17 protein-coding genes are annotated in these 21,018 nt (G+C 69.8%); 5 read left to right on the top strand and 12 right to left on the bottom strand.

Annotated features, from left to right (window positions below; all coding sequences use genetic code 11):
* Positions 1-22: 22 nt before the first annotated feature.
* The gene (locus AB0H88_RS27985) at positions 23-1,858 is read right to left on the bottom strand and encodes a long-chain fatty acid--CoA ligase (RefSeq protein ID WP_357649417.1); all 1,836 of its coding nucleotides are present in this window, start codon (positions 1,856-1,858) and stop codon (positions 23-25) included.
* Positions 1,859-1,987: 129 nt separating this feature from the next.
* Here AB0H88_RS27985 and AB0H88_RS27980 point away from each other — a divergent pair, with 129 nt between their 5' ends.
* Positions 1,988-3,466, top strand: a complete 1,479-nt coding sequence (locus tag AB0H88_RS27980; RefSeq protein ID WP_357649414.1) for an oligopeptide:H+ symporter — start codon at positions 1,988-1,990, stop codon at positions 3,464-3,466.
* Positions 3,467-3,477: 11 nt separating this feature from the next.
* Entirely contained in the window at positions 3,478-4,092 is a 615-nt protein-coding gene (locus tag AB0H88_RS27975) for a trimeric intracellular cation channel family protein (protein ID WP_357649412.1), read from the top strand.
* Between the two features lie 10 nt (positions 4,093-4,102).
* Here AB0H88_RS27975 and AB0H88_RS27970 read toward each other — a convergent pair whose 3' ends face one another.
* Complete coding sequence (locus AB0H88_RS27970; RefSeq protein ID WP_357649410.1) at positions 4,103-5,536, bottom strand: PLP-dependent aminotransferase family protein; 1,434 nt, start codon at positions 5,534-5,536, stop codon at positions 4,103-4,105.
* A gap of 64 nt (positions 5,537-5,600) precedes the next feature.
* On the opposite strand from AB0H88_RS27970, the gene AB0H88_RS27965 reads away from it, so the two are divergent.
* Both AB0H88_RS27965 and AB0H88_RS27960 read left to right on the top strand, forming a co-directional pair.
* The gene (locus tag AB0H88_RS27965) at positions 5,601-6,203 is read left to right on the top strand and encodes a hypothetical protein (protein WP_357649408.1); all 603 of its coding nucleotides are present in this window, start codon (positions 5,601-5,603) and stop codon (positions 6,201-6,203) included.
* Between the two features lie 149 nt (positions 6,204-6,352).
* A complete protein-coding gene (locus AB0H88_RS27960) occupies positions 6,353-8,116 on the top strand; it encodes a glycoside hydrolase family 15 protein (protein ID WP_357649407.1) in 1,764 nt (587 codons plus the stop codon).
* Positions 8,117-8,156: 40 nt separating this feature from the next.
* Here the strand turns inward: AB0H88_RS27960 and AB0H88_RS27955 are convergent, their stop codons facing one another.
* Positions 8,157-9,026 carry a hypothetical protein gene (locus AB0H88_RS27955; RefSeq protein WP_357649405.1) on the bottom strand — a complete coding sequence of 290 codons (870 nt, stop codon included), beginning with the start codon at positions 9,024-9,026 and terminating at the stop codon, positions 8,157-8,159.
* Positions 9,027-9,069: 43 nt separating this feature from the next.
* Positions 9,070-9,963 carry an LD-carboxypeptidase gene (locus tag AB0H88_RS27950; protein ID WP_357649403.1) on the bottom strand — a complete coding sequence of 298 codons (894 nt, stop codon included), beginning with the start codon at positions 9,961-9,963 and terminating at the stop codon, positions 9,070-9,072.
* A gap of 76 nt (positions 9,964-10,039) precedes the next feature.
* Between AB0H88_RS27950 and AB0H88_RS27945 the strand changes: the two genes are divergently transcribed.
* The gene (locus AB0H88_RS27945) at positions 10,040-10,924 is read left to right on the top strand and encodes a sulfotransferase (RefSeq protein ID WP_357649401.1); all 885 of its coding nucleotides are present in this window, start codon (positions 10,040-10,042) and stop codon (positions 10,922-10,924) included.
* Here AB0H88_RS27945 and AB0H88_RS27940 read toward each other — a convergent pair.
* From AB0H88_RS27940 to AB0H88_RS27905, 8 genes are all read right to left on the bottom strand, one after another.
* On the bottom strand, positions 10,896-12,782 hold the full coding sequence (locus AB0H88_RS27940; protein WP_357649399.1) for an ABC transporter ATP-binding protein: 1,887 nt from the start codon (positions 12,780-12,782) through the stop codon (positions 10,896-10,898). The genes AB0H88_RS27945 and AB0H88_RS27940 overlap by 29 nt on opposite strands.
* 163 nt (positions 12,783-12,945) lie before the next feature.
* A complete protein-coding gene (locus AB0H88_RS27935) occupies positions 12,946-13,767 on the bottom strand; it encodes an enoyl-CoA hydratase/isomerase family protein (RefSeq protein WP_357649397.1) in 822 nt (273 codons plus the stop codon).
* 122 nt (positions 13,768-13,889) lie between these two features.
* On the bottom strand, positions 13,890-14,105 hold the full coding sequence (locus AB0H88_RS27930; RefSeq protein WP_020547488.1) for a helix-turn-helix domain-containing protein: 216 nt from the start codon (positions 14,103-14,105) through the stop codon (positions 13,890-13,892).
* A gap of 113 nt (positions 14,106-14,218) precedes the next feature.
* The gene (locus AB0H88_RS27925) at positions 14,219-15,817 is read right to left on the bottom strand and encodes an ABC-F family ATP-binding cassette domain-containing protein (protein ID WP_357649395.1); all 1,599 of its coding nucleotides are present in this window, start codon (positions 15,815-15,817) and stop codon (positions 14,219-14,221) included.
* A gap of 127 nt (positions 15,818-15,944) precedes the next feature.
* Complete coding sequence (locus AB0H88_RS27920; protein ID WP_357649393.1) at positions 15,945-18,533, bottom strand: Tat pathway signal sequence domain protein; 2,589 nt, start codon at positions 18,531-18,533, stop codon at positions 15,945-15,947.
* A complete protein-coding gene (locus tag AB0H88_RS27915; RefSeq protein ID WP_357649391.1) occupies positions 18,530-19,150 on the bottom strand; it encodes a rhamnogalacturonan acetylesterase in 621 nt (206 codons plus the stop codon). Before AB0H88_RS27915 ends, AB0H88_RS27920 begins: the two co-directional genes overlap by 4 nt.
* Positions 19,147-20,031 (bottom strand): carbohydrate ABC transporter permease, encoded by an 885-nt coding sequence (locus AB0H88_RS27910; protein WP_357649389.1) that lies wholly within the window; start codon positions 20,029-20,031, stop codon positions 19,147-19,149. The genes AB0H88_RS27915 and AB0H88_RS27910 overlap by 4 nt, the downstream gene beginning before the upstream one ends.
* A gap of 11 nt (positions 20,032-20,042) precedes the next feature.
* Complete coding sequence (locus AB0H88_RS27905; RefSeq protein WP_357649387.1) at positions 20,043-21,014, bottom strand: ABC transporter permease subunit; 972 nt, start codon at positions 21,012-21,014, stop codon at positions 20,043-20,045.
* Between the last annotated feature and the right edge of the window lie 4 nt (positions 21,015-21,018).

Here is a 21,018-nt window from a genome sequence, read left to right as displayed (position 1 = left end):
GCACGCCCCGAACGGCAAAGGATCAGCCGGAGTACAGGCCCTCGATGACGTCGGCGTACTTGGCGTGGATGACCCGCCTCTTGAGCTTCAGGCTGGGCGTCAGCTCCTCGGTCTCGGCCGTCCACTCGGTGCCGAGCAGCGCCCACCGCTTGACCTGCTGCACCCTGGCCAGCTTGGCGTTGGCCACCACGACGGCGGCCTCCACCTCCTTGAGCACGGCGGAGTGCTCGGCCAGTTCGGCGAGCGAGCCGAAGGTGATGCCGCGCGCCTGGGCCCAGCCGGGCGCCACCTCGGCGTCGAGCGTCAGCACGGCCACCGGGTAGGCCCGGTTGTCGCCGTAGGCGAGGGCCTGGCCGATGAGGGGGTGCTCCTTGAGGTGGTTCTCGATCTCGGCCGGGGAGATGTTCTCGCCGCCGGCGGTGATGATCAGCTCCTTCTTGCGGTCGACGACCCGGTAGAAGCCGTCGTCGTCGACCGAGCCGATGTCGCCGGTGTGCAGCCATCCGTCGTCGTCGATCAGCTGGGCGGTGTCCTCGGGACGGTTGTGGTAGCCGCGGGTGTTGAGGGGGCTTCGGGCGAGGATCTCTCCGTCTTCGGCGATGCGGACCTCGACGCCCGGCTCCGCCCGCCCGACGGTGCCCAGGCGGTAGCAGGAGGGGCTGTTGCCGGTGAAGGCACCGGTCGTCTCGGTCATGCCGTACACGTCGATGACCTTGAGCCCGAGACCGGCGTAGAAGCGCTGCACCTCGGCGGGGAGGGGCGCGGCACCCGTGGCGGTCCACTCGGCGCGGTCGAAGCCGATCATGCCGCGGATGATGGACAGCAGCGCGGAGTCGGCCTGCTCGTAGGCGGCGGCGATCTCGGGGGTGAGCGTGCCGCCGTACTGTCCGGCCTCGACGTAGGCGACGCCGGCGGCCATGGCCCGTCGTACGGCCTCCTGCTGCTCGTCGGTCTGGGTGGCGAGGACCGCCAGCAGGCGGGCCATCATCTTCTCCCACACGCGCGGCACGCCGAAGAACATCATCGGCTTGACCTGCCCGAGCGTGGCGCCGAGGTTGGCCAGGTCGGTGCAGAAGTACACGTGGGAGACCTTCACCAGGGGCAGGTAGAGGCTGAGCACCCGCTCGGCGATGTGCGCGTAGGTGAGGTAGGAGATCTGCGTGCCCTGGACGGGCAGCGAGGTGATGCGGTCGGTCGACTCGACCTCGTAGAAGACGTTCGTGTGGGTGAGGGGAACGCCCTTGGGCCGGCCGGTGGTGCCCGAGGTGTACAGGATGGTGGCCACGTCGTCCGCCGTCACGGCGCGCCAGCGGGCCTCGACCTCGTCCGGGCGGGCGGCCAGCGCGGAGCGGCCCAGCTCCAGGAAGTCCGGCCAGGACAGGAACCGGTCGTCGTCGGGCGCGCCCTCCAGCATGATGATCTTGCGTAGTCCCGTCAGCCGGTCCAGCACCGGCTGCCAGCGGGCCAGCTCGGCGGGCCCGCCGAGCACCACGATCCGGGCGCTCACATCGGCGGCGACGAACGCGATCTGGTCGGGCGCGAACGTCGAGTAGACGGTGCAGCCGACGCCGCCCGCGTGCACCGCGCCGAGGTCGGCGAGCACGTGCTCACTCCTGTTGACCATCATCAGCGCGACGGATTCGCCGAGTTCGAGGCCGAGTGCGGCGTATCCGGCCGCTATCTCGAGCACCCGCTGTCTGGCCTCGCCGTACCTCAGCGTGTTCCAGCCGCCGTCGGCGGGGTCGGAGTAGGCGGGTGCGTCCGGGTAGCGCTCGGCCAGCTCGCTGAGCTGTCCGCATACGGTACGGCCGGCGATTAACCGCTCGATCTCCGCCCGGACTTCGAGGACATCTGCCATGGCACCCGCCTCCAGTCAGTAGTCACTTGCTCAGCTGGCATGCATCGCACCACACCGCCGGGGTAGCGGCAAGGCCTCGACATCGTCGTCACGTAGAGTGATGGATCGCGCACAAAAGGGGGACGGCGCATGGCCAAGGGCGAAAGGACGTTCTTCGGGCATCCGTGGGGCCTGGCGACGCTGTTCGGCACCGAGATGTGGGAGCGTTTCAGCTGGTACGGCCTGCGCGCCATCCTGGCCACCTTCATGGCGGCCTCGCCCGCCCAGCATGGCCTCGGCATGACAGAGCAGACCGCGCAGGCGGTGGTCGGCGTCTACGGCGCGCTGATCTACCTGGTGGCGCTGCCCGGCGGCTGGATCGCCGACCGGGTGCTGGGCCCGCGCAGGTCCGTCTTCCTGGGCGGCTTCATCATCATGTGCGGTCACATCAGCATGGCCCTGCCGGTCGGCGGCTCGTTCTTCATCTGGCTCGGGCTGCTGCTGATCATCGCGGGCACCGGCCTGCTCAAGCCGAACATCTCGGTCATGGTCGGCCGGCTCTACCGCGACGAGGACGACGGGCGCAGGGACGCCGGGTTCTCGGTGTTCTACCTGGGCATCAACATCGGCGCCTTCCTCGCGCCGATCGTGGTGGGCCAGTTGGCCGCGGGCGGCCGCTGGCACCTGGGCTTCGGCGCGGCGGCGGTCGGCATGGCGCTCGGCCTGCTGCAGTACACGCTGGGCAGGAAGAGCCTCAGGGGCGTCGGCGACGAGCCGGGCCTGCCGCTGACGCCGTCCGAACGGACGCGGGCCGTCAAGGTCGTCTCGTTCGCGGTGGCCGTGACCGTGGTGGCCATGGCGATCTGGGTGGCGACGGGGACGTTCACGCTGTCCAGGCTCACGGTCGTGGTGACGGTGGTGGTGCTGGCGGTGCCGGTGCTCTACTTCGGCTACATCATGCTCGGCAGCCACGATCTGACCGAGGACGAGCGGTTGCGGATGAAGGCCTACATCTGGCTCTTCGTGGCGGCCGCGATCTTCTGGATGATCTTCGACCTGGCGCCGAGCAAGCTGCTGTTCTTCGCCCAGAACAACACCGTCCTGTCGTTGTTCGGCATCCCCATCCAGGCGGCGACGACGCAGTCGTTCAACTCGCTGTTCATCCTGCTCCTGGTGCCGGTGTTCGCGGCGCTGTGGACGAAGCTGGGGACCCGGGTGAGCACGCCGCAGAAGTTCGCGTTCGCGCTGTTCATGGCGGGTCTGAGCTTCGTGGTCATGGCGCTGGCGGCCAAGCTGGCCGAGACGGGCAAGATCTCGGTCTGGTGGCTGGTGCTGGTCTATCTGATCCAGGTGTTCGGCGAGCTGTCGCTGAGCCCGGTCGGGCTCTCGGTCACCAGCAAGCTGGCGCCGCGGGCGTTCAAGGGCCAGATGCTCGGCATCTGGTTCATCGCGGTCTCGGTGGGCGACGCGGTCGGCGGGCAGACCGGGCGGCTCAGCAACGTGCTGTCCGAGCCCGCCTACTATCTTCTCCTGGCCGCGACGGCGGTCGTGGCGGGAGTGGTGCTGCTGGTGTTCACCCGTCGGCTGCGGGTACTGATGGCGGAGCACCACACCAAGCCGCTCCGGTAGAAATCTCTCTCGTGTCGGAAATTCTCGATCTCGTAGGCATCTTCGTCTTCGCCCTGTCGGGCGCGCTGATGGGCGTACGCAAACGGCTCGACGTGGTGGGCATGGCGGTGATCGCCGAGATGACCGCGCTGGGCGGCGGCGTCGTGCGCGACCTGATCCTCAACGTCCGGCCCACCGCCTTCCAGAGCTCCGGGTACGTGCTCGTGCCGCTCGCGGCCACGGTCATCGTGTTCTTCTGGCATCCGCACGTGGCCAGGGTGATGCCCGCCATCCTGGTGCTCGACGCGGCCGGCCTCGGGCTGTTCTGCGCGGTGGGCACCGAGAAGGCGCTCGACTACGGGCTCGGCCCCCTGCACGCGGCCCTGCTCGGCGTCACGACGGCGGTCGGCGGCGGCATGCTGCGCGACGTGCTGGCCGGGGAGATCCCGACGCTGCTGTACGACCGCCAGCTCTACGCGGTGCCCGCGACGCTCGGCTCGGCGGTGATGGCCGCGCTCTACACCAACGGGCTGCACGGCTGGCCCGCCACGCTGGCCGCCGCCCTACTGGCCTTCGGCCTGCGCATCGCCGCCATGCGCTACAACTGGCGCGCTCCGCTGGCCAGGGGTGTCAAACCCCCGGAATGAGCCAGGCGCCTCAGACCATCGGCATGAGCGAGTCGGGCAGCCGCGGCCTGGTCCCGGTGGCTCCGCGCTCGTGGGCCGCCGCGATCCGGCTGACGGCTTCGGCGAGCACCTGGGGCGGGTGCGTGTACGGCAGGCGCAGGTAGCCCTCCAGCGTTCCTTCCAGCCCGAACCAGGGCCCCGGAGCCAGGCGTACCCCCTGATGGGCCGCGGCGTCGGCGAGGGCGACCGAGGAGCCGCCGTCCAGCCGCACCCACAACGTGCCGCCGCCTTTGGGCACGGTGAAGCTCCACCCGGGCAGCCGTTCGCGCAGCCCGGCGACGAGCGCGTCGCGGGAGGCCCGCAGCGTACGGCGGCGCTCGGCCCTGGTCTCCTCCAGCCGGTCGAACAGCCGCGCCACCACGAGCTGCTCCAGCACCGGGCTGGCGATGTCCACGGCCCCGCGGTGGACGGCCAGGCGGCGGGCCAGCGCGGCCGTGGTGCGCACCCAGCCGATGCGCAGCCCGCCCCACCACAGCTTGGAGGCCGAGCCGATGCTGATCATCCGGCTGTCGGTGTCGAAGGCGGCCATGGGCGCCGTGCGGGGCACCTCGTCCAGGGCCAGCTCCGACCAGGTCTCATCGATCACCAGCACGGTGTCCGTACGCCTGGCGGCCCCGGCGATCGCGGCCCTGGTGGCGTCGTCCATGAGCGCGCCGGTCGGGTTCTGGAAGTCGGGCATCAGATAGGCCAGCCGGGCCGCGGACTGGCGCATGGCGCAGGAGACCAGGTCGGCCTGCCAGCCCTCGTGCGAGATGCCGACGGGCACGATCCTGGCGCCGCGCTGGCGGGCCACGTCGATGGCGTGCGGGTAGGTGGGCGACTCGACGAGCACCGGGTCGCCCGCGCCGACGAGCAGGCCCAGCACGAGCTGGATGGCGTGCTGGGAGCCGGTGGTGATGAGGATCTGCTCCGGCCTGGTGGCCAGTCCGCGGCCGGTGTAGTGGGCGGCGATCCGCTCCCTGAGCGCCGGCAGGCCCATCGGGTCGTAGCCGTGGCCCATGCCGTATCTGGGCAGGTCCGCCACGGCCTCGGTCATGGCCTCGGCCAGCGCCGACGGCGCGGGCGGGGCGGCACAGTGCAGCGGGATGAGCCCGTCGCCGTCGACGGACAGCCACGGGTTGTCCGCCGACATGGCCGGGTCCGGCAGCGCGGTCCAGCTTCCCGAGCCCTGCCTGCTCTCCAGGTAGCCCCGCTCGCGCAGCAGGTCATAGGCGGCCGTTACTGTGGTGCGGCTGACCTCCAGGGTCTTGGCCAGGTCACGCTCGGCGGGCAGGCGCACCCGCACCGGCAGCTGGCCGTCCATGATGAGCGCGCGCACGGCGTCGGCGAGCGCGCGGTAATAGGGCCGGGCGCCCGCCGGGACGTCCACCAGCCTGGCCACCTGAGTCGCCGACAAATGCCTCATAAAGGCCACTTTCCGGGATTGGCCCTGTTTTGGCAAGCCACGTCCCTGCCACTCTGGGACCACTATGAGCGAAGCGACCGTCCCACGCCCGAACACCCTCCCTATCCGCCTCCTGCGTCTTTACGGCGGTCTGGCGCTGTACGGGCTGGGCATCGCCTTCCAGCTGGTGTCCGGGTTGGGCAACGCCCCGTGGAACACCCTGCACCAGGGCCTGGCCATGCGGACGGGCCTGTCGGTCGGGACGATCATCATCGTGGTCGGCGTGCTGGTGATGCTGTTGTGGATCCCGCTGAAGGAGAAGCCCGGCCTCGGCACGATCAGCAACGTCCTGTTCGTCGGCCTGTTCGCCGACGCCGGCTTCTCCGTGCTGCCCACCGCCACGCACTGGACGGCGAGCTGGCTCTACCTGGTGCTCGGCGTGCTGTCGATCGCCCTGGCCACCGTCCTGTACATCGGCGCGGGGATGGGGGCGGGACCGCGTGACGGCATCATGACCGGCCTGACCCGGCTGGGCCTGTCGCTCCGGCTCGCCCGCTTCCTCATCGAGGTCATGGTGCTGGCCGCGGGCTGGCTGCTCGGCGGCAGGGTCGGCGTCGGGACCCTGATCTTCGCGCTGGCCATCGGCCCGCTGACCCAGCTGCTCACCCGCTGGTTGCCCATGACGTGATCCCAGCTGCTCACCCGCTGGTTGCCCATGTCGTGATCCCAGCTACTCGCCCGCTGGCTCCCCATGACCGATCTCGCGGCCGTGCCCGCTCACGACGCGACGTGCGCGGAGCGGCCGCGAGATCGCCCTCCCGCCGGTAGCGTCAATACATGCGGATCGAGGACTATGCGCTCATCGGGGACATGCAGTCGGCGGCCCTGGTGGGCAGAGACGGCTCCATCGACTGGCTCTGCCTGCCCAGATTCGACTCCCCCTCCTGTTTCGCGGCCATGCTCGGCAGCGAGCGCAACGGCCACTGGTGGCTCGGCCCCACCGGCAGGCGGCCCGCCACGCGGCGGCGCTACCGGCCTGACACGCTCATCCTGGAGAGCGAGTGGGACACCCCGACGGGCACGGTCCGCGTCATCGACTTCATGCCACCGCGTGACCGCAACCCCGACGTGGTCCGCATCGTCGAGGGCGTCTCGGGCACGGTCGAGATGTCCACGCAGCTCAGGGTCCGCTTCGACTACGGCAGGATCGTGCCGTGGGTGCGCCGTACCAACGGCCACCTCCAGGCGATCGGCGGCCCTGACTCCATCTGGCTGCACTCCCCCGTCCCGCTCAAGGGCGGCGACTACGCGCACCGCGCCACCTTCACCATCAAGGAGGGCGAGCGGCTGCCGTTCGTGTTCACCTGGCACCCGTCGCATCAGCCGATGCCGTCGCAGATCCACGCCGAGACCCAGCTCGCCGAGACCGAGGCGCTGTGGACCGAGTGGGTGGCCAAATGCACCTATGAGGGCCCCTACCGCGAGGCCGTCGTCCGCTCGCTGATCACCCTCAAGGGCCTCATCTACGACCCCACCGGCGCCATCGTGGCCGCGCCCACCACCTCCATCCCCGAAGACCTGGGCGGGGTGCGCAACTGGGACTACCGTTACTGCTGGCTGCGCGACGCGACGATGACGCTCGACGCCCTGATCAACTCCGGCTATCTGGACGAGGCCGCCGCCTGGCGGGCGTGGCTGCTGCGCGCGATCGCCGGCCGCCCGCAGGACCTGCAGATCATGTACGGCGTCGCGGGCGAGCGGCGGCTGCCGGAGATGCAGCTGGCATGGCTCGACGGCTACGAGGACTCCCGCCCGGTCAGGATCGGCAACGACGCCGTCACGCAGCTCCAGCTGGACGTCTACGGCGAGGTGATGAGCTGCCTGTTCTTCTCCAGGACCTCCGGCCTGGCCGCCGACGACCGCGCCTGGGCGATCCAGCGCCAGCTGCTCGACTACGTGGCCGAGCACTGGGACGAGCCCGACGAGGGGCTGTGGGAGGTGCGCGGCCCGCGCCGGCACTTCACCCACTCCAAGATGATGTGCTGGGTGGCGCTCGACCGTGCCGTGAAGTACGTGGAGAGGTTCGGCAGGACCGGCCCCGTCGACCGGTGGCGGGAGCTGCGCGACGTCGTCCACGCCGAGATCTGCGACAAGGCCTACGACCCCACGCGCAACACCTTCACCCAGTACTACGGTTCGACGGCCCTCGACGCCTCGCTGCTGCTCATGCCCATGGTGGACTTCCTGCCGGCCGACGACCCGCGCGTGGCCGGCACGGTGGCGGCCATCGAGAAGGAGCTGATGTCCGACGGTTTCGTGCTGCGCTACCCGGTGGCCGAGGACAACGACATCGACGGCCTGACCGGCGGGGAGGGCGCGTTCCTGGCGTGCAGTTTCTGGCTGGTCGAGGTGATGGCCATGCAGGGACGCAAGGAGGAGGCGACGCGGCTGTTCGAGCGGCTGCTCGCGCTGCGCAACGACGTGGGGCTGCTCGCCGAAGAGTACGACCCGCGATACGACCGTATGGTGGGAAATTTCCCCCAGGCGTTCAGCCACGTCCCCTTGGTGCACGCGGCCCGCGCGCTCTCCCGGCTGTGTTGATCCTGATGGGGTTGACCCCGATGGGGTTGATCCTGATGGGTCAGGCGGCGAGCCGGGCCAGCACCTTGGCGAACTCCGGCGGCGGCGCCACCACGAGGCGTGCCAGGCCGTCCTGCAGGACGATGTCCGCCCTGATGAGGGTCAGCCGCCCCTCGTGCCACCAGTAGACCTGCGGGCTGAGCCCGTCGGTGCGTACGGCGTGCACGCGCAGACGCTCCAGCGCCCGCACCACGCCGATCCCGTCGACCGGGTGCACGATCAGCGTGTACGGATCCGGCAGCACCACCAGCACCCCGTCGGCGGGCAACGCCAGATAGTCGCCGAGCCAACGCAGATGGGTGGCGGCGGCCGGGGTGCGGCTGGTCAGGCGCCACACCGGCGTGCCCGACAGCTCGATGGACTCGATCTCCAGCCGCTCGTCCCGCCCGACGTTCGTGACGGCCAGCTCCAGCGCCCGGCCCGACGGGACGGGCCAGCAGCCGGCCTCCTCGGGGCGTACCGGCCTGGAGCCCACTGTGAGCAGCTCGACCAGGTCGCCGTTGAGGTGGCGGCCGACCACCCTGGTCAGGTCGGCGACCTCGTCGACCGCCTCGACGCGGGTCCGCAGCAGCGGCTTGACCTGGTCGAGATCGCACACGTCGAGCAGTTCGTCGGCCGCCGCGACCGCGTGGGCGAGGTGTTCGGAGACCAGCACCGGCCAGTCGTCCCTGGGCCTGCGGCCCGCCTCGCGGCGCAGCCCGGTGAGCCTGACCAGGATCTCCCTGCCGCCACTCAGCGTCAGCGAGGCGCCGTCGGCGGCGAAGACGCAGGTGAAGCCGAGGGAATCGGCGACGAGCCCGAGCAGGGAGTCCAGGTCGGTGTCCTCGATCGACCGTCGCGAGGGCTCCCGGTCACGCCTGAACAAGTTCACGCGCCGTGTCCCCTTTGTCCGTTTCGTCCGTATGCGTGTATTCCTACCTTGCCTGCTCCTCGTCGCGGAACAGACCAGCCAGCGAGCACGATTCGGTATCGATAGCCCCAAGAGCCCCAAGCCACACACTCATCTGTGGTGCGCCGTGACCCACCGGCAACCCCGCCAGGACCGGCACTCCGAGCGGCAGCAGCCGGTCTTTAAGCACGGGATAGGGATCCCCGCAGCCCACCCACGAACCGAGGGCGATCCCGCGCACGCCGTCGAAGGCACCCGCCTGCAAGAGCTGGGTGAGCATCCGGTCGATGCGGTAGGGCTCCTCGCCGATGTCCTCCAGCAGCACGATCTTCCCGGCGAAGGACGGGTGGTAGCGGGTGCCGCACATGGAGGCGAGCAGCGACAGGTTACCGCCGGCCAGTATGCCCTCGGCCCGGCCGGGAGACAGCACCAGGTCGCCGACGACCGGCGGCGCCTGGCGGGCCAGGGCGGCCCGCAGGTGCTCCCAGGTACGCGGCTCGGCCCCCTTCTCGTCGGCGATCAGGTCGCAGGCCGGCATTGGGCCGTGCAGCGTGGGCACGCCCAGCTCCGCCGCGAACGCGTGGTGCAGCGCCGTGATGTCACTCGACCCGATCAGCGTCTTGGGTCCCGCCGCGCGCATGAGGCCCCAGTCGAGCAGCCCGAGCAGCCGGGCCGCGCCGTAGCCGCCCCTGGCGCAGAACACCGCGGAAACGGCCGGGTCGCACCAGGCGCCCTGCAGGTCCGCGGCGCGTGCCGCGTCGGTTCCGGCGAGGTAGGGAAGGTCCTGGCGGTCGAGAACGTGCTCGCCGACCACCACCTTCAGTCCGAGGCCCTCCAGGCGCTCGACCCCCCGCCTGAGCAGGACGGCGTTCGGCGGCCCCGAGGGCGAGACGACGGCGACGGTGTCACCCTGCCGCATTGATCAACTCCAGGACGAGCGGCGACGCCGACGTTGGCTTTTTCACCCGCCAAACGGTGTCACACTTACCTGTCGTATGCGACTTCCGCCCCACATCCTCGTGGTCAACGGCATCAAGGTCCGCAGGCCGGTCTTCCTGCTCGGTGCTCCGCACTCCGGCGCGGACCTGCTCGCCCGCGCCCTGAAACGGTCCCCCGGCTTCCACGTCACGATGGGCCGGGCGTCCGTCGCCCACGTGGTGCACGCCTTCGCCCGCAAGCCGTCGATCGGCCAGACGTCGGGGGCCGTACGCGTGCTGCGCGACGCGCTGGCCGAGTCGTGGCAGGTGCTGCCCCGCTCGTGCGGCCAGTGCGCCGAGGCGTGCAGGGAGGCGGGCGGCGTGACGAGCATGGGCCCGTGCGTGGCCACGAGCGAGGTGACCCGGTTCGGCGACGGCAGCCCCGACCTGCTCTACAGCGCGCCCGTGCTGCTCCGGGCCTTCCCCGACGCCCGGTTCGTGCAGCTCATCCGCGACGGCCGCGACGTGACCGCCGACATGCTCGACGACCCGGACTGCCTGGCCTGGTTCAAGCCGGTGATGCTGTCGGAGGAGACCGAGTTCCCCAACCCGTTCCTCGGCGTCAACCGCGACGAGCACCGCGACCGCTGGAAGGGCATGCCCGCCGCGGGCAAGAGCGCCCTGCGCTGGCGCAGCGCCGTACGGCTCAGCGCCACGCTGCGCAAGGAGCTGCCCGCCGACCAGCTCCTCACGCTGCGCTACGAGGATCTCGTGCAGCGGCCGGCCGAGCCGGTGGCGGCGCTCACGGAGTTCCTGGAGACGCGCGTCTCCAAGATCGGTTTGTACGCCCCGCGCGTCTCCGAGGTCGGCTCCTGGCGCACCCGCCTGCGGCCCGGCGACCTCACCCTGGTGGAGAAGGTCGCCAGGCAGGAGCTCACGCGACTGGGCTATCTGAAGCGCTGAACTGGGTGCGGTAGAGCTCGGCGTAGAGCCCGCCGCGCACCAGCAGCTCCTCGTGACGGCCCCGCTCGGCGATGCGGCCGTCCTGCACGACGAGGATCTCGTCGGCCTCCCTGATCGTCGACAGCCGGTGGGCGATCACCAGCGAGGTGCGACCGGCCAGCGCGGTCTTCAGCGCCTGCTGCACGGCCGCCTCCGACTCCGAGTCGAGGTGCGCGGTGGCCTCGTCGAGCACCACCACGCGCGGCGCCTTCAGCAACAGCCTGGCCAGCGCCAGCCGCTGCTTCTCGCCGCCGGACAGCCGGTAGCCGCGGTCGCCCACGACGGTGTCCAGCCCGTCGGGGAGCGCCTCGATGAGGTCGCCTATCTGGGCGGCCCTGAGAGCCTCCCAGATCTCCTCATCGCTCGCCCCTGGCCGGGCGTAACGGAGGTTGGCCCCGATGGTGTCATGGAAGAGATGAGCGTCCTGCATGACCACGCCAACGGTGTCGCGCAGCGAGGCGAGCGTGGCCTCGCGCACGTCGAGCCCGTTGATCCGGACCGCGCCCTCGTTGACGTCGTAGAGCCGGGAGACAAGGGAGGTGATCGTGGTCTTGCCCGCCCCCGAGGGGCCGACCAGGGCGATGAGCCGGCCGGGCCCGGCCGTGAACGACACGCCGCGCAGCACCTGCTGGGACGGGCCCGTGTCCTGCCTGGCCACCGACTCCAGGGAGGCCAGAGACACCTCCTCGGCCGCCGGGTAGCGGAACTCGACACCGTCGAACTCGATCGTCACCGGCCCGTCCGGCAGCGGCCGCGCGCCGGGCTTCTCCGACACCATGGGCTTGAGGTCGAGGATCTCGAAGACCCGGTCGAAGCTGACGAGCGCGGTCATCACGTCCACCTGCACGTTCGACAGCGAGGTGAGGGGCCCGTACAGCCGCATGAGCAGTGCGGCCAGGGCCACCAGGGTGCCCAGCTCGAAGGCGCCGCCGACGGCCAGCACGCCGCCGATGCCGTACACCAGCGCGGTGGCCAGCGCCGCGACCAGGCCGAGCGCGACCCGGAACACGGTGGCGTACATCCCGACCGTCACACCCACGTCGCGCACCCGGCCGGCGCGGGCGCTGTAGACGGCGGTGTCGTCCTCGGGGCGGCCGTAGAGCTTGGCCACCATCGCGCCCGCCACGTTGAACCGCTCGGTCGTGACCGAGCTCATCTCGGCGTCGAGCTGCATCTGCTCGCGGGTCAGCGCGGACATGCGCCGCCCGACCCACTTGGCGGGCACGATGAAGATCGGCAACAGCACCAGCGCGACCACCGTCACCTGCCACGACAGCGCCAGCATCGCGCCCAGCACCAGGACCAGGCTGACCACGTTGCTGACGACCGAGGACAGCGTGCTGGTCACGGCGCGCTGGGCGCCGATCACGTCGCTGTTGAGCCGGCTGACCAGCGCGCCGGTCTGCGCGCGCATGAAGAACGCCACCGGCATGCGCTGCACGTGGTCGAACACCTCGGTGCGCAGGTCGTAGATCAGCCCTTCGCCGATGCGCGCGGAGAACCAGCGCTGCACGAGCGTGAGAGCCGCGTCGACCAGCGCGAGCGCGCCGATCGCCACGGCCAGGCCGACCACGACGCCGCTGCGCCTGGGCAGGATGCCGTCGTCGATGATCGCCTTCATCAGCAGCGGGTTGGCGATCACGATCACCGCGCCCGCCATCACCAGCAGCAGGAACGCGGTTATCTGCCCGGTATAGGGCTTCGCGTAGCGCGCGATGCGCCGGACCGTGCCCGGGGTGAGCCGCTGCTTGGTCACGGAGCCGTCGCGCCGCAGGGACGCCCATACCTGGGGGCCGAAGCCCCCTCCCATCATCGCCATTCGGGGGTCCTCCTCCCCCGGCTCAGCACCCGGGAGGCCCGTGCGATTCCCGGCTCAGCTCAGCGCGAAACCCGGGCGCCACCGGATCAGCCCATTGCGACACCCGCGCCGACTCAACGCGGCACACCAGCGCCTCTCGAGCCGGCTCGATGCGAAGCCGGGCTCAGCCGAAGAGCGCCTTGAGGCGGCGCGCCTGCTCGACACCTTCCGCCACGCTCTGCTCCTCCAGGGTGCGCGCTCGCGCGCCCTGGAGGAGTCGCTTGGTCGCCGCCGCCGCGTCCCGGTTGGTGGACAGCAGCTCCGCGATCTTGTCTTGTACGGCTCGCGCCAGGTCATCCGCCGCGACCACGCGTTCGGCGAGGCCGATCCGCATGGCCTCCTCCGCCCCGATCGTCCTCGCGGTCAGGCAGATGTCGATCGCCTTGGCCAGCCCCACCAGCTCGACCAGTGGCTTGGTGCCCGTCAGATCGGGCACCAGCCCCAGTGCGGGCTCCTTCATGCAGAATTTGACGTCGTCGGCCACGATGCGCAGGTCGCAGGCGAGCGCGAGCTGGAACCCCGCGCCTATCGCGTGCCCCTGCACGGCCGCTATGGAGACGATCTCCGGTCGGCGGAACCACAGGAATCCCTGTTGGGCTTTCCTGATCTGCTGCTCGAACGCTGTAGTGTCGAGTTGTGCCGCCGAGCTGAACGAGCCCTGTCCGGGCACTCCCTCAGGCGTGAACATTCGCAGGTCGATACCTGCCGAGAAGGACGGTCCCTCACCTTTCACGACGACGATGCGCACCTGCTCAGGCAGGTTGTCCCCGATGTCAGCCAGTGCCGCCCAGGTCGCGAACGTCTGTGCGTTGCGCTTACTGGGCCGATCCAGCGCGATCGTCGCGATCTCACCGTCCACCTCGAAGCGAAGTCCGATCTCCGCCAGCCGTTCGGCAGAGACGTCCTCCGTGTACCCCCCACGCTGTGGCGCCTGCGCTTCCGCCATCGCCCGCTCCCTCATTTGCCTTAGCCGTCGCGCCCGAGCCTACAGAATGTCATTCTGGGACTCGGGCGCGACGGCGGCTGACTTGGGACGAGCGGCTGCGGTCGCACGTTCCGAGGCGGCCGTCAGCGCTTGGACTTGCCTCGGGTCGCTCCCCCGCGCCCGCGCAGAGTCACACCGGACTCGCTCAGGATGCGGTGGATGAACCCGTATGACCGACCGGTCGAAGCGGCCAGGGCGCGGATGCTCTCGCCCGCGGCGTAGCGCTTCTTGAGATCGCCGGCCAGTTTTTCACGATCGGCCCCCGTTACCCGGGTGCCCTTCTTCAGTGTCTCGGCCACGAGTACCTCCTGTAGTGCCGGACTTCCGCAGCGTTACTCCGCCATGATCAGTCATTTCAGCGGGATCGGCTACCTACTCCACGGGAAAAGATCCGTACCCACCCAAATTAAGATCAGGCAAGTGCCACAAGATCGGAAAATTCCTCGCTCCACGCGTCTTCAGTTCCGTCTGGTAGCAAGATCACCCTATCCGGTGACAAGGCGTCAACGGCACCCTCGTCATGGGTGACGAGCACGATCGCTCCTGAATATGACCTCAAAGCGTTCAGAACTTGCTCGCGGCTGACCGGATCTAGGTTGTTCGTGGGCTCATCGAGCAGAAGTACGTTCGCACTGGACAGGACCAGCATGGCCAGCGCCAGCCGGGTCTTCTCGCCACCGGACAGCACGCCCGCCGGCTTGTCGGAGTCGTCGCCGGAGAACAGGAAGGAGCCGAGCACCTTGCGCAACTCGGTGTCGGTGAACTCGCCGCCGGCCGAGCGCATGTTCTCCAGCAGGGTGCGCTCGGCGTCGAGCGTCTCGTGCTCCTGGGCGTAATAGCCGAGCTTGAGGCCGTGGCCGGGCCTGATCTCGCCGCTGTCGGGCGTCTCGACGCCGCCCAGCAGCCTCAGCAGCGTGGTCTTGCCCGCGCCGTTGAGCCCGAGGATCACGACCCGGTGACCTCGGTCGATGGCCACATCGACGTCGGTGAAGACCTCCAGCGAGCCGTAGGACTTGGACAGGCCCACGCCCGTGAGCGGGGTGCGCCCGCAGGGCAGGGGGTCGGGGAAGCGCAGCTTGGCGACCTTGTCGCTCTGGCGCTCCTCCTCCGTGCCGGCCAGCAGCCGGTGCGCGCGGCGCATCATGTCCTGGGCGGCCTTGGCCTTAGTGGCCTTGGCCCGCATCTTGTCGGCCTGCGACAGCAGCGCGCCCGCCTGCTTCTCGGCGTTGGCCCGCTCGCGCTTCCTGCGCTTCTCGTCGCTCTCGCGCTGCGCCAGGTAGGCCTTCCAGCCGACGTTGTAGTGGTCGATCGCACTGCGGTTGGCGTCGAGGTGCAGCACCTTGTTGACCGTCGCTTCAAGAAGGCCCACATCGTGGCTGATGATCACCAAGCCGCCCTGATGCGATCGCAAAAAATCACGAAGCCACCCGATTGAGTCCGCATCTAGGTGGTTTGTCGGCTCGTCGAGAAGGAGAGTTTCCGCTCCGCTGAAAAGAATGCGCGCCAATTCCACGCGCCTTCGCTGGCCGCCGGAAAGCGTTTCCAGTGGCTGCCCGAGCACCCGGTCGGGCAGGCCCAGACTGGAGGCGATGGAGGCGGCCTCGGACTCGGCCGCGTAGCCGCCGAGCACGTGCATCTGGTCCTCGAGCCGGCCGTACTGCTTGACGGCCTTGTCGCGGGTGCGCACGTCGGCGGAGGACATGCCGAGCTCGGCCGCGCGCAGCTTGCGCAGCACCTCGTCGAGCCCTCTGGCCGACAGGATGCGGTCACGGGCGAGCACCTGCAGGTCACCGGTGCGCGGGTCCTGCGGCAGGTAGCCGATGGCGCCGCTGGTGGTGACGCTCCCGGCGGCGGGCATGCCCTCGCCGGCCAGCACCTTGGTCAGCGTGGTCTTGCCCGCACCGTTGCGGCCGACGAGCCCGATCTTGTCGCCGGGATTGACCCGGAACGAGGCGTTCTCTATGAGTAGCCGCGCGCCCGCGCGCAGCTCGATGTCACTGGCGATGATCATGATTGACGGAACACTCCCGAGCTAGGGGTAAGAAGAGGTGGGCGTGGGGGGACGCCGGTCAATCGGGAGTGTGCATACAGAAGAGTGTAGGGCCCTCGCCGGGAGCCCCACCTCTGCTTAATCCTGCTCAGTCGGCCGGCAAGTGGTCTCCGATCAGCGCGAGGTTCTGGATCGCGGCCAGGCCGTACTGGGCGGCGTCGTTGGTGGAGACGAACGGCGCCTCCAGCACATGCGCCAGGACGTGCGGCCCCTCGACGCGGGTCAGGCGCCAGTCCGGCTCGCGCTGCAGGGGGTTGCTGTTGAGCTGGTCGCCCTCGTCGAGGAAGAACTTGTGCCAGGCCAGGCCGGCCAGGTCGGCGTCGCCCGAGCGGGCCGCGGCGTACGCGGCGAGGCGGCTGTGCGCCTGCACCAGCGAGATGCCGCTCAGCGGCCGGCCCACCTCGGCGGCCTGCCGCTCGGCGGAGGCCAGGTAGAGCCGGCAGTAGTCCAGCCACGCCTGCTCGAAGCCGGGGACGTCCAGGTCGAGCGCGATCAGCTCGGAGCACATCTCGGGCAGCCCGAAGACCGACGACAGGTGGGAGACGGAGATCTGGTCCCGCGAGGTGTCGAACCGGCCCGTGGCCAGGTCGAGGCGGGCCTCGCCGGTCAGGAACCCGCGCGGCAGCGCCCCGATGCCGGCCATCGTGCCCAGCAGCCTGTCCTTGGCGTGCTCGTCGCCGTAGCGCTCCCACCGGGTGAGCCAGGCCGCCGCGAGCGCGCCCCAGTCGGTGCCGAGCCCGACCGCCAGGGCGGACGGATCGGGGGTGTAGACGTCCTCGCGCACCTTGCGCGTGGGGTCGATCACCAGGAACGTCTCCTCGGGCCTGGCCAGCTCGTCGAGCAGATCACCGGTGCGCTCGTCGGCGGTCAGGTAGTAGAACAAGCGCCGGTAGGCGGCGTTGGAGATGCGCAGCTGCTTGGCGCTGCATCCCCAGTGCTGCACGTTGTGCCTGGTGCCCAGGCCCTTCCAGCGGCCGAGGTGATAGACGTCGACCTCGCCGGTGTGGCGGGTCATGGCCTCGGCGAAGCGGAAGACCTCGGCCCGTCCCGTACGCAGATACTGGTACCAGAGCCACAGGTCGGGCGAGAGCTCGGAGTTGTCCCAGGCGTAGCCGCCGACGTCGTAGCGCCAGGTGTGCCGGTCGGCGTCGTAGGTGTGCATGACGTCGCCGTAGTCCCAGAACCCGTACCACCTGCGCTGCTCCCGCTCACGCCGGTAGAAGTCGAACAGCAGGTCCAGCCGGTCCTCGATCGCGGCATGGGCGGGCATGGAGCGGTCGGGCAGCGCCCAGTCGCCGAACACGCCCGCCTCGCGGACGCGTTCCGGGGCGGCGGCCAGCAGCGCCGGCTCGTTCATCGCGTCCGCGTGCCCGGCCAGGCCCTCTGATGACGGCGTGGCGTCGTGGACGCGCAGCGTGAGCTCATGGGTCCGCGCGATGCCCTGGGCGTGGCCGAAGCCCGGCTCGTAGTCCTCGTAGGTGATCTCCAGGCCCTCCAGCTGCTCGGCGAAGCTGTCCTGGCCCATGCCGTCGTGGTAGAAACGCAGGTCCATGGCGGGCGCGGAGGGCGACCAGAGCCAGACGGTCGCGGTGGCCAGGTCCGTGGCGGCGCCTCTGACGTCGAGCCGGGTCGGGTGCAGCCGCCAGAAGTCGCGCAGTCCGAAGCCGAGGCCGCCGCTCGCGCCACCGAGGTAGCCGTGCCCGGCCGAGCGGGTGCCCGACGGCACGCTCACCCAGGCGTGGCCTTCGGCGGTGCGTTTGCGCAGGGTGAAGCCGTCGGCCGAGGTCTGGTCGAGGGTGTAGTCGTTCCAGGCGGGGATGAGGTGCAGGCGGTTGGCCACCTCGGGGTTGCCGATCGGGCCGCACGGCCTGCCCTCGACCTGGGCCCGCCGTACGGCCTCTCCTGGGTCGCGGCGCAGCCCGGTCAGGCCGCGTACCGCCTCGGTGAGAAAGCCGTCCTGCCCGGCCAGCCGCACGTGGCGGTCGTGGAGTTCGTCGCGCATGACCACGTCGGCGCGCAGGCCGAGCCCGGCCAGGAAGTCACGCTCCGGGTCGCCGTCCCAGACGAAGGTGTGCATGACGCGCACGTCCTCGGCGCCCGCGTAGAAGTACAGGCGGACGGTGAACGGCAGCCGGCCCCCGTGGTCGCCCGTCAGCCGGATCACAGCCCGGACGGGTCCGTCCTGTTCGACGGTGACCTCGCGGATGATCCCCGTGGCCTGCTCGCGGGTGACGGTGCCGCCCTCGTCCGGGGTGGGGCCGTCCTGGTGGAGGCTGACCAGCCGGACGTCCCTGGCGATCTCGCGGGAACCGTGGGAGACGGAGCGGGCCAGCGTGTCACCCGCCTCCTCGATCGTCCAGGTGACGGGTCCGGTGCTCACCCGCAGCACGCCGCCCTCGCGGACGACGGTGACGGACCGCTCCGGCACCACACCAGGTTGTCCCGCCGTCAGCTCGTACGACGCGGCGGGCTGGGCCTGCGGCCCGATGGCGTGCGCCGACCACTTGACCGACCCGTCCGGCCAGGTGGCGGTCACCCAGCTCTGCACCGGCACCGCGCGGCCCCCGGGATCGGTGAGCGCGAACGGGGAGTCGCGCTCCACCGTGCCGCGCGTCCACGGGACCCCCCAGGTCACGCCCTGTTCCTTGGGCCGGTCGAGCCAGTTCAGCGTGGTCAACAGATCTCCTTGAGTCGCCCGGCGACGATCGCCGCCACCTCGTCGGCGCCGCGAAAGCAGAAGTGGGTGTCGTCGGCGACGCCGTCGGGATAGAGCGGGTGCTCGCCGGGCGCGAAATGGGTGAACAGGGCCTTGGAGCCCTCGGGCCCGAGCCGCTCGTACAGCTCGGTGGTCGCGGCGGTCAGGTCGATCAGCGGCAGGCCCTCGGCCGCCGCCAGCTCGCGCACCTGGCCGGGATAGTCCCCATGCGTCGGCACCAGCCGGTCACCGTCGAACCTGCGCCGCTGCACCGGCGTGCACAGCACCGGCAGCGCCCCCGCCCCACGCGCCTCCTCGACGAAGTCGCGAAGGTTGTCGCGGTAGGGCAGGTCAGGCTCCTTCTGATCGTTGTGCCCGAACTGGAGCACCACGACGTCGCCGAGGGCGGCCTCCCGTAGGAGCGCCGCCCACAATCCCTCCGCCCGGTGACTGGCCGTGGTGGCGCCGCCCTTGGCGAAGTTGCGCACCGGGCCGCCGACATGGGCGCCGAGCTGCGCCCCCCATCCCGACATCGGCGCCTCGAACGCCGGACAGGAGGCGACCGTCGAGTCACCGGCCAGCAGGACCGTACGGGTCACTCCTTGACCGAGCCGAGCAGCACGCCCTTGGAGAAGTGCTTCTGCAGGAACGGGTAGAAGAACAGGATCGGCAGCGTCGCGATGACGACCACCGCGAACTTCAGTCCCTGGGTGGGGAAGAAGACCGACTCCAGCATGGCCATCGCGTTCTGGGCGTCAGGGCTGGTCAGCTGCCTGACGAGCACCTGGAGCGTCCATTTCTTGGAGTCGTCGATGTACAGCAACGGCGACATGTAGTCGTTCCAGATGCCCACCGCGTAGAACAGCGAGAACGTCGCGATGATCGGCTTCGAGAGCGGCAGCACGATCTTGAAGAAGACGCCCATCTCGTTGCAGCCGTCGATGCGCGCTGCTTCTTCCAGCGCCTGCGGCAGCTCCTGGAAGAAGCTCTTCACGATGATCAGATAGAAGGGGTTGATCGCCAGCGGCAGGATCAGCGCCCAGTAGCTGTCGAGCAGCCCCATGTCGCGCACCACCAGGTAGGTGGGAATCATGCCGCCGGTGAAGACGAGCGTGAAGATGACCAGGTTGAGGACCAGCGTCCGTCCCGGCAGGTACCGCTTGGCCAGGGGGTAGGCCATCGTGAACGTCAGCAGCACCTGCACCACCGTGCCCACCGCCGTCACGCAGATCGTGGTGAGCAGCGCCCGGACGAACGTGCCCGAGTCGAAGATGTACTCGTAGGTGGTGGTGACGAACTTCTCCGGCCACAGGAAGAACGGCCGTGAAGCGATCTCCGCCTCCGAGGCGAACGACCCGGCCAGCACGTACAGCAGCGGCAGGATCGTGATCAGCGCCAGGAACAGCAGCACGGCGACGTTGAGCACGTCGAACACGCGGCTGCCGAGCGTGGGCTTGTATGTGGTCGACTGGTTGGGCATGCAAGCGCTCCTTAGAACAGTCCACGCTGGCCGAGGCGCTTGGCCAGCCAGTTGGAGCCGAAGATCAGGAGGACGCCCACCAGTCCCTTGAACAGGCCGACGGCCGTGGAGTAGCTGAAGGCGCCCTGGGTGATGCCCATGTAGTAGACGAAGGTGTCGAACACGTCCGCCGACGAACGGTTCAGCGCGCCGGTCATCAGCCAGATCTGCTCGAACCCGGTGTCGAGCAGGTGACCCGACGTCAGGACGGCCATCACCACGATCGTGGGCCGGATCGCGGGCAGCGTGATGTGCCAGAACTGCCGGAAGCGCCCGGCGCCGTCCATGCGGGCCGCCTCGTACAGGTCGGTGTTCACGCCCGCCAGCGCGGCCAGGTAGATGATCGTGCCCCAGCCGGTCTGCTTCCACAGCAGCTGGAAGACGATGATCGGCCGGAACCAGTCGGGCTGGGCCACATAGTCGATCTTCTTGCCGCCGAGCAGCTCGTGGAAGAAGGTGGCGATCACCCCGAAGTCCACGGAGAACAGCAGGTACGTCAGCGAGGCGACGATCGTCCAGGACAGGAAGTGCGGGATGTAGACCAGCGACTGGATCGACCGCTTGAGCACGCTGTGCCGCAGCTCGTTCAGCATGAGCGCGACGATGATCGGCGCTGGGAAGACGAAGACCGCCGTCAGCAGCGCCAGGATCAGCGTGTTGAACATCAGGCGGCCGAAGTCCGGCCCGTTGAACAGCTCCTCGAAGTGCTTGAAGCCGACCCACGGGCTGCCGGAGTAGCCGAGGAACGGCAGGAAGTCCTGGAAGGCGATGGTCACGCCGTACATCGGCAGGTACTTGAAGACGACGAAGTACGCGAGACCGGGCAACAGCATCAGGTACAGCCAGCGGTATCGCAGCATGGCGGTCCTGAAGGTCAGCCTCTCGCGGGGGCGCCCGGGCTTGGTGGCCGCCTTCACAGGAGGCGGCGCCAGGTCGGTGGCCACAGCC

It is taken from the genome of Nonomuraea sp. NPDC050680 (assembly GCF_040654555.1).
GTDB lineage: Bacteria > Actinomycetota > Actinomycetes > Streptosporangiales > Streptosporangiaceae > Nonomuraea.
This window is presented reverse-complemented; position numbering and strand designations above follow the sequence as displayed.